The organism is Plantactinospora sp. CNZ321, assembly GCF_004217235.1.
Genome location: NZ_SHKQ01000001.1, coordinates 1207972 through 1221229, shown reverse-complemented (window position 1 = coordinate 1221229; position 13258 = coordinate 1207972). Strand labels below are relative to the sequence as shown.

The window sequence follows — 13258 nt, the reverse complement described above, 5'->3', positions numbered from 1 at the left end:
TCGTTCGTTAACCGCCGAGCCGTACCGCGCCCCCGTGTGAGAGGCTAGGAGGGTCCAACGGTTGATCGAAGGAGAATGGTGACAGCTTCCGACCGCGCCCGTGAGCTGGCAACGGTCGCCGCGCAGGCCGCAGTCGACAAGAAGGCGCAGGACGTCGTCATCATCGACGTTGCGGACCAGCTGGTGATCACCGATGCGTTCCTGCTCGCCTCCGCGCCGAACGAGCGACAGGTGACCGCGATCGTGGACGCGATCGAGGAGGCGCTGGTCGGTCTGCCGGAGAAGGCCAAGCCGGTCCGTCGCGAGGGCGAGCGCGCCGGCCGCTGGGTGTTGCTCGACTACGTCGACCTGGTGGTGCACGTCCAGCACAGCGAAGAGCGCGAGTTCTACGCACTCGACCGGCTGTGGAAGGACTGCCCGACGATCCCGTTCGTCGATCGGGACCTGGTGGAGGCCGAGGCGGGCATCGCCGAATGACCCGGCTGATCGTCTGGCGACACGGCAACACGGACTGGAACGCCGCCAACCGGGTGCAGGGACAACTCGACGTACCGCTGAACGACCTCGGTCGCGAGCAGGCTGCCCAGGCGGCACCGCTGCTCTCCGCGCTGCGTCCGGACGCGATCGTCGCCAGTGACCTTCGTCGGGCGGCCGACACCGCTGCCGCGTTGGTGGCCCTGACCGGGCTGCCGGTCCGCACCGATGTCCGGCTCCGGGAACGGTTCTACGGGCAGTGGCAAGGGCTGCTGATGACCGAGGTGGCGCAGCGGTTCCCCGCCGAGTACGCCCGCTGGCGGGCCGGCGACCCGGATCCCGGCGCCGAGGTGGAGAGCCTGGACGACCTCGGCAAGCGGGTCGGCACCGCGTTGCAGGAGGCGGCCGACGCCGCACCGGGCGGCACCATCGTGATCGCCACGCATGGCGGCGGCGCCCGGCAGGGCTGCGGCTACCTGCTCGGCTGGGACTCGACCGTGCTGCGGTCGGTCGGGCCGCTGAACAACTGCCACTGGACCGAGTTGCGGTACGACGAGGTGCGCGGCTGGCAGTTGCGCGGGCACAACGTCGGTTTGATCACCCCGGGGCCGGCGCCGACCCCCGTCTGAGCCGTTCACGCTCTGCGCTCGGTTCTCTGCTGGCTGGCTGGCCGGTCGTCTCGCCGCCGGGATCGGCTACCGTGCCGGAATGCCTGTCGCGGTCGTCACCGACTCCACCGCCTACCTGCCAACCGAACTGCTCGACCGGTACTCGCTCACCGTCATACCGCTGATCGTCGTGGTCGACGGGACTCCCGGACGGGAGGGCGTCGACGTCGGGCCGGCGGACGCGGCCCAGGCGCTGAGCGCCCGGCGGTTCTCGATGAGCACGTCCCGGGCGGCGCCGGAGGAGTTCGTCGAGACGTACCGCCGGGTGCTGGCCGGGGGTGCCGACGGCGTCGTCTCGGTACACCTGTCGGCTGAACTCTCCGGCACGGTGGAGGCGGCCCGGCTGGCCGCCGCCGAGTTGGGTCCCCGGGTCACCGTGGTCGACGCCCGGTCGACCGGGATGGGTCTCGGCTTCCCGGCGCTCGCCGCCGCCGAGGCCGCCGCCCGGGGTGCGGGCCTGACCGAGGTACGCCGGGCGGCGCTGGACGCCATCGCCCGGACCAACACCTTCTTCTACGTCGACACCCTGGAGTTCCTTCGGCGCGGTGGCCGGATCAACGCCGCCGAGGCGCTGCTCGGCACCGCTCTGTCGGTGAAGCCGATCCTGCACGTGGCCGACGGCGGAATCGTGCTGCGGGACCGGGTCCGCACCGCCGGACGCGGGCTGACCCGGCTGGTCGACCTCGCCGTGGAGGCGGCCGGTACGGGCGAGGTCGAGGTGGCGCTGCACCATCTCGCCGTACCGGACCGGGTGGCGGACCTGGCGGAGAGGCTGAGCAGCCGCCTCGGCGACCGGCTCCGGGCCACGTACGTCACGGAGGCCGGCGCGGTGATCGCCACACACACCGGGCCGGGACTGGTCTGCGTGGTGGTGCGCCGCCGGTAGCTGAGGTCCGCCGGTAGCTGAGGTCCGGTCCCCGGCTCGTCGCTTCGGCCGGCGGAACCGGCTTCTCTCCGGCAGGCACGCCGGTGACCTCGGGTTCCCGGTGCAGCCCGTAGCACACTTTCGCTTGATCAGGGCGTTGTCCACAGTGGCGTCGGTTGTCCACAGACTGGCCCTGGGCGGCCGATGCGACGTCGTGCCGGTCGCCTACCTTCGCCGGGTGTCCGACGACGAAACCCTGGTGCGGCAACGCCTCGCCCGGCTACGCGGTGACCGCGCCACCTCGGCGGAGCGGTTGGCCGACAGCTCCCTCTTCGACGGTCCCCTTTCCACCGGCCCTGTTCCTGCCGGTTTCCCTGCCGTCGGTCCCGTTTCCGCTGGTCCTGTTTCCGCTGGCGCCGTTGCGGGCGGCCTTGCTTCTCCCGAGGCCGTTGCGGCCGGCCAGGATTCCTCCGGCGGCATTCCGGGCGGCACCGGGTCGGACCCTTCGACGGAGCCGGGCCGGCTGGCCGGTCCGGGCGCCTTCGACCCCGGACGCCGTGGCGTCAGGGCCCTCGCCGTGGTAGCGGTGGTCGTGGTGCTCGGAGCGGCCGGCTGGGCCTGGCTGTCCCGTCCCCGCACCGAGCCGGTCGCGGCCCTGCCGTCCCCGGCGTCCGCGTTCGGACCGACTCCGTCGACGTCGGGGTCCGCAGTCGGCGCCGCCGAGGTGGTGGTCGCGGTCGCCGGCAAGGTTCGCCGCCCCGGTCTGGTGCGCCTGCCCGCCGGTGCCCGGGTCGCCGACGCTCTGCAATCCGCCGGCGGGGCACTGCCCGGTGTCGACGTGGCGCTGCTCAATCTCGCCCGCAAGGTGACCGACGGCGAGTTGATCCTGGTCGGAGTGACCCCGCCACCCGGAGCCGGCCCGGGCGGCGGCGCACCGCCCGGTGCGGCTGCGGGCGGTGCTGGCGCCCAGCCGGGCGGTGGGAGAGTCAACCTCAACACCGCTACCGTGGCGCAACTCGATGCCCTGCCCGGAGTCGGGCCGGTGCTCGCGCAGCGCATCGTGGCGCACCGCGAAGAACACGGTGGATTCCGCTCGGTGGCCGACCTTCGGCAGGTCAGCGGCATCGGAGACGCCCGCTACGAGGACCTCAAGGACCTGGTGACGGTGTGACGGCCCACCACCGGCGCATCGCCCCGGCCAACCCGGCCCATCCGGCCGATAAGGGCCAGCGGGCCAACCGACCACTTCGGGCCAACCAGTCTCAGCCGGCCAACCAGTCTCAGCCGGCCAACCAGTCTCAGCCGGCCAATCAAGATCAGCCGGCTAATCAAGCTCAGCGGGCCGGCCGAGATCAGCCGGCCAACTCAGGCAACTCCGCCCGCCGGGCCCACCCAGCACCCCGGGCCCACCCGGCCGGCGAGGCCGGCAACCAGATCGAGGCCGCTCCCGGCATGGCGTCCAGCGGTGCGGACCAGGGCGTGGGGGACGTGCCCGAGCATCGCCAACCGCCGGATCTTCGGCTGGCCGGGCTGGCGCTCGGGTCCTGGCTGTCGGCGCTGGCCGGGCTCCTGCTCGGCACGGGCCCGACCGTGCTGGTCGCGGCGCTGGCCGGCGGCGCCGCGCTGGCCCTTTCGGGGCGGCTGGCCCTGTCGCGTCGGTCGGTTCGGTCGGATTGGGCAACCCTGTCGCGTCGGTCGGTTTGGTCGGGGTGGGCAACCCTGTCGCGTCGGTCGCCCCTGTCGGGGTGGGTGGTGACCTCGGGGCAGCTCGGCCGCCAGGGCCGTGCCCTTTGCGAGCGGCACGGTTGGGTGCTGGTCACCGTCCTGCTCGGCGTGGTCTGCGGCAGCGTGGCAACGGCCGCCCGGCTGGGAGTGCGGGACGCGCCACCGATCAGCCGGCTGGCTGAGGACCGGGCCAGGGTCCGCGCCGAACTGGTGGTCCGGGACGATCCACGGCCGATCGGCGGCGTCGCCGGGCGGCCGGCGACCTATCTCTTGTCGACCCGGCTGGTCTGGCTCGCCGAGGAGGAGACGAGCCGGATCAGGATGCCGGCTCGGATTCTGGTGCTGGCCACCGATCCGGGCTGGCGTGGGCTGCTGCCCGGTCAACGGGTGACCGCCACCGGGCGACTGGCGGCGCCGCGCGGCGGCGACCTCACCGCCGCCGTACTGACGGTGAGCACCCCACCCGTGCCACAGGGGACACCGTCCTGGGCACAGCGGGCGGCCGGCTCGTTGCGGGCCGGGCTGCAACGGGCCGCCGCGCCGCTGCCCACCGAACCGGGCGGGTTGCTGCCAGGCCTGGTGGTCGGCGACACCAGCCGGCTGGAGCCGGCGGTCGAGGAGGACTTCCTGATCACGGGTATGACCCACCTGACGGCGGTCTCCGGATCCAACGTGGCGATCGTGGTCGGGCTGGTGCTGTTGCTGGCCAGGTGGGCCCGGGCCGGGCCCTGGCTCGCCGCCGTGCTCTCGGGTGCCGCACTGGTCGGTTTTGTCGTTCTGGCCCGACCCTCGCCGAGCGTGGTCCGGGCCGCCACGATGGGGGCGATCGGTCTGCTGGCGCTGGCGGTCGGACGACCACGGGCCGCCCTGCCGGCGCTGGCCAGCGCGGTCACCGTACTGGTGGTCGTCGACCCGGAGCTGGCCGGCGACGCGGGATTCGCGCTCTCGGTACTGGCCACCGGCGGGCTTCTGCTGCTCGCTCCCCGATGGCGGGATGCGCTGCGGCGTCGGGGTGTGCCGGCAGGTGCGGCGGAGGCGCTGGCCATCCCGGCAGCGGCGCAGCTGGCCTGCGCGCCGGTGGTGGCGGGGCTCTCCGGCACGATCAGTCTGGTGGCCGTACCGGCCAACCTTCTGGCGGTGCCGGCGGTGGCACCCGCCACGGTGCTCGGGGTGACGGCGGCGGTACTCTCGCCGATCTGGCCCACCGGCGCGGAGGGCGTGGCGTGGCTCGGCAACTGGCCGGCGTGGTGGCTCGTCCTGGTGGCCCGGTACGGCGCACGACTGCCCGCCGGGACGTTGCCCTGGCTGGACGGGGTGGCTGGCGGGTTGCTGCTCGGGGTGCTGACCGTGGCGCTGCTGATCGCCGTCCGTCGGCCGCTGGTGCGCCGGCTCGTCGCGGTGGTCGCGGCTGCCGTGGTGGTCGGCGCGTTGCCGGTGCGGTTGGTCGCCACCGGGTGGCCACCGGCCGGCTGGGTGGTCGTGGCCTGCGCGGTGGGTCAGGGCGACAGCCTGGTGCTGCCGGTCGGCGTCGGCCGGGCGGTGGTGGTGGACGCTGGCCCGGACCCCGGGGCGGTGGACCGCTGTCTGCGCCGGCTCGGCGTACGGGCGGTGTCCCTGCTGGTGGTGAGCCACTTCCACGCCGACCACGTGAACGGGGTGGACGGAGTCTTCCGGGGACGGCGGGTGGACGCGGTGGTCGTCCCGCAGTGGCTGGAGCCGGCCGAGGGACGCGCCACTGTCGAGCGCGCCGGCAGCGCGAACGGCGTACCGGTCGGCACGGTCGGTGCCGGTTGGACCTACGCGGCCGGCTCGGTGGCGCTGGCCCTGCTGGGTCCGCCGTATCCGATCCGGGGCACCCGCTCGGACCCGAACAACAATTCCCTGGTCCTGCGGGCACAGGTGGGCGGAGTCAGCATCCTGCTCTCCGGGGATGCCGAGACCGAGGAGCAGCGGTCACTCCTGGAGTCCGTGCCGGTCGCCCGGCTCCGCGTGGACGTGTTGAAACTTGCTCACCACGGCTCGGCGTACCAGGAGCCGGCGTTCCTCGACGCCGTACGTCCGGCGGTGGCGTTGGTGCCGGTCGGCGTCGACAACGGATACGGGCATCCCAACGCCGGAGTACTGGACCGGTTGGCCCGGTCGGGTGTCCGGGTGCTGCGCACCGACCGGGACGGGGATCTGGCGGTGGTCGGGGCGGGCAGCGGACAGCTCTCGGTGGCGGTCCGGGGACTGGGCGTCGGCGATGGGTCCACCCGGTGATCTCGGCTTCGTCGCCCGGCAGGTGGGCGGCCCGCTCCATACCGGGCAAACCAGGAGTCTCGTACCGGCCGTCCGGGTCTGGGGGCTGGGTGGCGATGCGGACGATGCCGGTCGCGCCGCCCGGCACCCGTTCGAGTGTGGCGACTATCCGGCCCCGCGTGGTGACGCTGTGCCGACCGGCTCGGGCGGTAGGCTCCGACCGGTCACCACAACCACTGGCGTGGAATGCCAGGGTTAAGATAAATGTCTGGATTTGCACTAAGTGCGGGGTCAGCCGCAGCGAGCCGGGTGACCAGGCCCGATGAACGCACGCCACGTGCGACGATGACCTCGTGACCCCCGCTAGTCTCGCCCCCGTCGTACTCGTGCTCGGTGACGAAGAACTGCTCGCCACCAGAGCGGTCGCCGGAGTGGTCGACGCGGCCAGAGCCGCCGACCCGGACGTCGACGTACACGACCATGAGGCGGGTGCGTTGGGAGCGGGAGAGATCGCCGAACTGCTCGGACCGTCCCTCTTTGGCGGTCGGCGGGTACTGGTGGTCCGGGCTGGACAGGACGCCAAGAAGGACCTGGCCGCGACGCTGCTGGCGTACGCGAAGAATCCCGACCCCGAGGTGCAGTTGGTGGTCACCCACCTCGGCGGGGCCAAGGGCAAGGCCTTCGCCGACGGCCTCCGGGCAGCCGGTGCGGAGGTCCTGCCGGCGGCGAAGCTGAAGGGCCACCGGGACCGGGTCGCGTTCGTCCGGGACGAGATCCGGCGCGGCGGCGGCCGATGCACGGACGACGCGGCCGAGGCGCTCATCGCGGCGGTCGGCAACGACCTTCGCGAACTCGCCTCCGCCTGTTCGCAGTTGTTGGCCGACACCGACGGACGGATCGGCGTCGACACCGTCGCCCGGTACTACCGGGGGCGGGCCGAGGTGAGCGGGTTCACGGTCGCCGACGCGGCGATGGCCGGTGACGTGCCGGGCGCGCTGGAGGCACTGCGCTGGGCGTTGCATGTCGGGGTCGACCCGGTGCCGATAGCCGACGCGATCGCTGACGGAGTGCGCACGGTCGCCCGGGTCAGCTCGGCGGGCCGGGGCAGCGCCTACCAGTTGGCGAGCAGCCTGGGCATGCCACCGTGGAAGATCGAGAAGGCGCAGCGGGTCGGCCGGGGCTGGACACCGGAGGGGCTGGCCGACGCCATGTACGCCGCCGCCGAGTGCAACGCCGCCGTCAAGGGCGGTTCCGATGACCGGGGCTATGCCCTGGAGCGTGCCGTGGTCGCGGTCGCGACCGCCCGCAGGGCGAGCGCATCACGATGACCGCGGTGACGGCGATGCCGGCGGACGAGGAGCGGTTACGACCGCTGTACGCCCGCGTGCTGCGGCTCCGGCACGTCGACCCGGGCGGGATGCTCTGCTTCGTCTTCTTCGAGGGCACCGTGGCCCTCGGCCTGCTGCTCGCGCTCGCCGAGTTGGTGAACTGGTGGGGCGTACTCGTTCTGCCCGCGACCGTCGCGGTCATGGTGAAGATCAACGACGTGGTGGCCGCGGCGGTGCTCCGCTCAGCGGCCCGGGTACCCGCCCAGGAGCGGGAACGGTTCCGTCGGCAGATCCAGCCGGCGGTCGGCCGGGCCAGTGTGCCCAAGCGGTCACTGGTCGCGTCCGGACAGACCCACCGGCTGACCGCCCCCGGATCCGGCACCGCCGGTGACCACAGTGCCGGGACCAGCCAGGGCTCCCGGACTGTCCACGACGGCCGGTCCGGCCAGGGCGCCCGGTCCGGTAACGGCGCAGCGTCTGGTGACGGCGCCCGGTCCGGCCAGGGCCTGACTGGCGATGCCGCCCGGTCCGGTAACGGCGCAGCGTCTGGCCACGGCAGCCAGACGGGCCACGGCAGCCAGACGGGCCACGGCAGCCAGACGGGCCACGGCAGCCAGACGGGCCACGGCAGCCAGACTGGCCACGACGCACCGACGCACCGGACCGCCTCGGCCAACCGGCTGCCGGCCCGGTTGCTGGTTGCCCGCTCGTTCGGCATGACGGCGCTGCTCCGGGCCCGGCTGGAGCTCGGCGGACGGCGTCGGCCCCATGTCGACCCGACCACGCCGGACCGGGCCGACGGCGGGGAGGGTGGCGACGCCGGGCGGCGCGAGCACGGCCGACCGTACTCCGGGTTGCCGCAGAGCCGGCAGGAGCAGCCGGCACGACCCGCCGCAACCGCTCGGGCCCGCAACAGCGGCCTGGTCGAACGCCTGGACCAACGACCGGACGGGGGCTGGCTCTCCCGGCATGATCCGATCGACATCGGCCGCCAGTCGGCGAGACGCCGCTACCGGTAGCCGCCGGGCCCGGCCCGCATCCGTGTGCCGCGTCGAAACGAACACGTGTGGCCCCCCGAGCCGGCCGGCTCGGGGGGCCACACGTCAGGTGTGGGGCTCCGCCGTCAGGCGGAGGGACCGTCAGGCAGAGAGCGACTGCAGCCGCTTGGCGATCGCAGACTTGCGGTTCGCCGCCTGGTTCTGGTGGATCACGCCCTTGCTGACAGCCTTGTCGAGCTTGCGCGAGGCGTCCCGCATCAGCTCGGTCGCCTTGGCGCTGTCTCCGCTCTCGGTCGCCTCGTGGAACTTGCGGATGGCGGTCTTCAGCGACGACTTGACCGACTTGTTACGCAGCCGGCGCTTCTCGTTCTGCCGGTTGCGCTTGATCTGGGACTTGATGTTCGCCACGCGACAGCCTCGTCCTGGTAGCTAGGGTTACGTTTGCCTTGGATGCGCGGGCGACGACGCACGTCGGAGTACGGCCGTGTCGGCACGCGCGAAGAGCCACGTTACCAGGTACGCCGCGCCGGAGCCAAAACAGCCCACTACCATCCCCGGCGCCACAGCTCTACCGTCCTGGCGCCACAGCTCTACCATCCCTGGCGCTCGGCCAGCCAGCCGAGCGCGGTCTCCGCACTCCACCGCTGGTGGGCCCGGATGTGCGGTGAGCCTGGGTCGGAATCGGCCGCCGCGTTGACCAGCCAGTACCCGGAGAGGGCGGCGAGCGCGGCGTCCAGCGCGTCGACCGGGGCGTCCCGTGCCGCCGGGTGGGTGGCGAACAGGGCGTCGGCGTCCAGCCCGCTGGCGTACCCGGTGACCAGCAGGCTGGCCAGGTCGAACCAGGGTGGGCCGTAGCAGAGCCACGTCCAGTCACAGAGCCAGGCGGCTCCGCTCCGGTCCAGCAGTACGTTGTCCACCCGCAGGTCGCCATGGATCATCGACGGCAGGTCGGCGTACCCGGGAAACCTGGCCTCCAGCGCGGCCAGTTGCGGCAGCCGGTGCCGGGCGACGGCGGGTAGCTCCGGCACGGTCTCCCGGCCGGCCGCCAACTCGGCCCACCAGGCCAGGTCGGCCCGGGCGAGGTCGGCGAGCCGCGGTACGCCCAGTACTGCCAGCTCGGCCGGAGGCTCCCGGAGCGCTGCCGCGACGGTCGCGTACGTGTCGAGGGTCGCCGCCAACTCGGCCGGCAGCCAGGGCAGCTCCGGCATCCGACCGTCGATGGCGTCCAGGCAGATCACGTGGTATCCGGCGGCGGTCAGCGTCCAGCGGGGGCGGGCGACGGCGAGCCCGGCTGGCAGCGCGGCGGTGATCGCCGCCTCCCGGGCGTACCAGTCGCTGAGGTGTCGCTGGTCGACCAGGGACGCCGCCTTGACGAAGACCCGGTCTCCGGCCACGGTCCGCAGCACCCCGGCGAACCCGCCGGTGAACCCGCCGCCTGCGGTGCCGGCCGAGTCGACCCGGGCGCCCAGGCGGGCGCTGATCCCCGCCCGTAGCTCGGCGGGGAGATCGGCCCAGCCCGGGCGTACGGCGGTCGCGTCGTACGGTCTGGGCGGTACCGAGATGGCTGCCATGTCACAAGTCTGCCCTGCTTCGCTCGGGCCGGCCCGGAGTGGCCCGGGCCGGGCGGGGCCACCGGAGGCGGGGTCGAGCCGGACCCCCGGAGGCGACGCCGTGTGGGCTGCCGGAGGCTAGGTCACCTGGGCAGCCGGAGGCGGGGTCGCCGGGGACGGCGCGGCGGGAGACGGCGCGGCCGGCGGCGCCTCCGGGACGCCGGTCCGGGTGTGACGCCCGGGCGGGGTGACGGAACTCGCGGCGGTGATCCGGCGGCCTCGGCCGGGTGCTCCCGGGCGGCATGGGAACATAGAAAGCTCATTGTCGTCAGCCAAGCAGAACGGATCGCCGTGCCACCGACGCCCGACTCCGGCGCGAACTCCCCTGGTGCCACCGACCCCGGCCGCATCAGGAACTTCTGCATCATCGCCCACATCGACCACGGCAAGTCGACGCTGGCCGACCGGATGTTGCAGCTCACCGGCGTGGTCGACCCCCGGCAGATGCGCGCCCAGTACCTCGACCGGATGGACATCGAGCGGGAGCGTGGCATCACGATCAAGAGCCAGGCGGTCCGCATGCCGTGGACCGTGCGAGAGGGGGAGCAGCAGGGCGAAGAGGCCGTGCTGAACATGATCGACACGCCTGGCCACGTGGACTTCACCTACGAGGTGTCCCGGTCGCTCGCCGCCTGCGAGGGGGCGATCCTGCTCGTCGACGCCGCCCAGGGGATCGAGGCGCAGACCCTGGCGAACCTCTACCTGGCGCTCGAGAACGACCTGCACATCATCCCCGTACTCAACAAGATCGATCTGCCGGCCGCCCAGCCGGACAAGTACGCCGAGGAGTTGGCGCACCTGATCGGCGGGGATCCGAGCGACTGCATCCGGGTCTCCGGCAAGACCGGCGAGGGGGTGCCGTACCTGCTCGACGAGATCGTCCGGCAGTTCACCCCGCCGGTCGGCGAGGCGGACAACCCGGCCCGGGCCATGATCTTCGACTCCGTCTACGACGTGTACCGGGGCGTGGTGACGTACGTCCGGGTGATCGACGGGCGGATCGAGGCGCGCGACAAGATCAAGATGATGTCCACCGGTGCCGTGCACGAACTGCTGGAACTCGGTGTGATCTCCCCGGAGATGCAGAAGGCCGGCGCGCTCGGGGTCGGCGAGGTGGGCTACCTGATCACCGGCGTGAAGGACGTCCGGCAGTCCCGGGTCGGTGACACCGTCACCATCAACGCCCGGCCGGCGGGCGAGCCGCTCGGCGGCTACAAGGACCCGAAGCCGATGGTCTACTCGGGTCTGTACCCGATCGACGGGTCGGACTATCCGGCGCTGCGGGACGCGCTCGACAAGCTGAAGCTCAACGACGCGGCACTCAACTACGAGCCGGAGACCTCGGCCGCGCTCGGCTTCGGCTTCCGCTGCGGCTTCCTCGGCCTGCTGCACCTGGAGATCATCGGCGAGCGGCTGGAACGCGAGTTCAACCTCGACCTGATCTCGACGGCACCCAACGTGGTCTACCGGGTTGTCATGGAAGACGACAGCGAGGTCACGGTCACCAACCCGAGCGAGTACCCCACTGGCAAGATCGCCGAGGTTTACGAGCCGGTGGTCCGGGCCACCGTACTGACCCCCAACGACTACGTCGGCGCGGTTATGGAGCTCTGCCAGGGGCGGCGCGGCTCGTTGCAGGGGATGGACTATCTCTCCGCCGACCGGGTCGAGCTGCGCTACACGCTGCCGCTCGCCGAGATCATCTTCGACTTCTTCGACCAGCTCAAGAGCCGTACCAAGGGCTACGCCTCGCTGGACTACGAGCCCACCGACGAGCAGCGCTCCGACCTGGTCAAGGTCGACATCCTGCTCAACGGCGAGCCGGTGGACGCCTTCAGCGCGATCGTGCACAAGGACAAGGCGTACAACTACGGCGTCTCGATCGCGTCGAAGCTGCAGAAGTTGATTCCCCGGCAGCAGTTCGAGGTGCCGATCCAGGCGGCGATCGGCAACCGGGTGATCGCCCGGGAGACGATCCGGGCGATCCGCAAGGACGTGCTGGCCAAGTGCTACGGCGGTGACATCAGCCGGAAGCGCAAGCTGCTGGAGAAGCAGAAGGAGGGGAAGAAGCGGATGAAGATGGTGGGCCGGGTCGAGGTGCCGCAGGAGGCCTTCATCGCCGCACTCTCCACCGACTCCGGCGACGGCAAGGGCAGCGGCAAGAAGTGATCCCCCGGGGGTACGGCCCCGGCGCGTCCTTCTGCCCCCGGTGCGCGGCGGCCCTGCCCGGCCCTGCCCCGACCACCTGCACCCGGTGCCGTTACCAGCTCTTCGTCAACGCCCGCCCGACCGTCGGCCTCGTCATCCTCGACCGCGGTCCGTCCGTCGGTCCGTCCGCCTCCGCCCCGGCTGGTGTCGTGCCGGGGGTTCCGGCGGGTCAGGCCGGTACCGTGCGGGCAGCTGCCGTGCCGGGGCCGGACCTTGCCGACCTGCGCTTCCTGGCCCTGCGTCGGGCGGCGGAACCGATGATCGGCCGGTGGGAGACGCCGGGCGGGTTCTGCGACGGCTGGGAGCACCCGGCCGAGGCAGCGGTACGGGAGGCACGTGAGGAACTCGGGATCTCGATCACTCTTGGTGACCATCTCGGCATGTACATCGGCAGCTACGAGTTCCAGGACGAGGTTCTTCCGGTCCTCGACAACTTCTTTCTGGCCACCCTGGACGACCCGCGGATCGTGCTCGACCCGGCCGAGTCTGCCGAGCTGAGCTGGTTTTCCCTGGTGAATCCACCCCCGCTGGCCTTCGCCACGATGGACGCGGCGATTCGGGACGCGGCGCGACGTCTGGGCGGCTAGGTCGGTTTGAGTTTTTCAGCCTTCGGGAATCTAGCTGTCACCACAACAACGTGTGACGCATCCGAAGGAGGACGGCCGTGGAACTCACCGTCTGGGGTATTATCACCGCGCTCATCGTCGGTCTTGTCATCGGCGCCCTCGGTCGTCTGGTCGTGCCAGGCCGCCAGGACATGCCGATCTGGCTGACCATGCTGATCGGTGTCGGCGCCGCGCTGCTGGGCACGGTCATCGCTCGGGCCGCGGGCATCGCGACCGCGACGCCCGGCATCGACTGGACGGAGTTGCTGATCCAGGTCGTACTGGCCGCCGTGGCGGTGGCCCTGGTGGCCGGGGTCGGTCGCCGTCGGCGAGTCAGCCGGTACTGAGCAACCCGCTCCCGTCAGAACCAAGGGGCGCCGGCCGACTCGGCTGGCGCCCCTGCTGGCGTTCGGGGTCGCGAACACCTTCCCCAGCTATCGGGGAACCCGGGGCGGTACCGGTCTGGCGCCGACTGCCGAAGACCGCTAAATTCACCACGGCCGTACGATCGACTGCGGTGATCTACTAGCCGGCACCAC

At 72.1% G+C, this 13258-nt stretch carries 11 protein-coding genes and 1 pseudogene; 10 read left to right on the top strand and 2 right to left on the bottom strand.

From position 1 onward, the window contains the following. Window positions 1-78 precede the first annotated feature (78 nt). From rsfS to EV371_RS05310, 7 genes and pseudogenes are all read left to right on the top strand, one after another. Window positions 79-477, top strand: coding sequence for a ribosome silencing factor (rsfS, locus tag EV371_RS05340; protein WP_130461068.1), 399 nt, complete (start codon window positions 79-81; stop codon window positions 475-477). Continuing rightward, window positions 474-1103 (top strand): histidine phosphatase family protein, encoded by a 630-nt coding sequence (locus EV371_RS05335; RefSeq protein WP_130461067.1) that lies wholly within the window; start codon window positions 474-476, stop codon window positions 1101-1103. Before rsfS ends, EV371_RS05335 begins: the two co-directional genes overlap by 4 nt. 79 nt (window positions 1104-1182) lie before the next feature. Then, on the top strand, window positions 1183-2028 hold the full coding sequence (locus tag EV371_RS05330; RefSeq protein WP_130461066.1) for a DegV family protein: 846 nt from the start codon (window positions 1183-1185) through the stop codon (window positions 2026-2028). Window positions 2029-2245: 217 nt separating this feature from the next. Continuing rightward, window positions 2246-3178 carry a ComEA family DNA-binding protein gene (locus tag EV371_RS05325; protein ID WP_486484487.1) on the top strand — a complete coding sequence of 311 codons (933 nt, stop codon included), beginning with the start codon at window positions 2246-2248 and terminating at the stop codon, window positions 3176-3178. 281 nt (window positions 3179-3459) lie between these two features. Then, window positions 3460-5991, top strand: coding sequence for a ComEC/Rec2 family competence protein (locus EV371_RS05320; RefSeq protein ID WP_130461065.1), 2532 nt, complete (start codon window positions 3460-3462; stop codon window positions 5989-5991). A gap of 332 nt (window positions 5992-6323) precedes the next feature. After that, complete coding sequence (gene holA, locus EV371_RS05315; protein WP_130461064.1) at window positions 6324-7298, top strand: DNA polymerase III subunit delta; 975 nt, start codon at window positions 6324-6326, stop codon at window positions 7296-7298. Further along, a pseudogene (locus EV371_RS05310) lies at window positions 7295-7618 on the top strand (hypothetical protein); the annotation flags it as partial. The gene holA and the pseudogene EV371_RS05310, both read left to right, overlap by 4 nt. Window positions 7619-8437: 819 nt before the next feature. Here EV371_RS05310 and rpsT read toward each other — a convergent pair. Then, on the bottom strand, window positions 8438-8704 hold the full coding sequence (gene rpsT, locus EV371_RS05305; RefSeq protein ID WP_107269985.1) for a 30S ribosomal protein S20: 267 nt from the start codon (window positions 8702-8704) through the stop codon (window positions 8438-8440). Between the two features lie 182 nt (window positions 8705-8886). Further along, a complete protein-coding gene (locus EV371_RS05300; protein ID WP_130461063.1) occupies window positions 8887-9867 on the bottom strand; it encodes a phosphotransferase in 981 nt (326 codons plus the stop codon). Between the two features lie 330 nt (window positions 9868-10197). Here EV371_RS05300 and lepA point away from each other — a divergent pair, with 330 nt between their 5' ends. The 3 genes from lepA (at window position 10198) to EV371_RS05285 (ending at window position 13066) form a co-directional block, all read left to right on the top strand. Beyond that, on the top strand, window positions 10198-12075 hold the full coding sequence (lepA, locus tag EV371_RS05295) for a translation elongation factor 4 (protein ID WP_130461062.1): 1878 nt from the start codon (window positions 10198-10200) through the stop codon (window positions 12073-12075). Further along, a complete protein-coding gene (locus tag EV371_RS05290) occupies window positions 12072-12701 on the top strand; it encodes an NUDIX domain-containing protein (protein ID WP_130461061.1) in 630 nt (209 codons plus the stop codon). The genes lepA and EV371_RS05290 overlap by 4 nt, the downstream gene beginning before the upstream one ends. A 77-nt stretch (window positions 12702-12778) precedes the next feature. Next, entirely contained in the window at window positions 12779-13066 is a 288-nt protein-coding gene (locus EV371_RS05285; RefSeq protein ID WP_130461060.1) for a GlsB/YeaQ/YmgE family stress response membrane protein, read from the top strand. The last annotated feature ends 192 nt before the right edge of the window (window positions 13067-13258 follow it).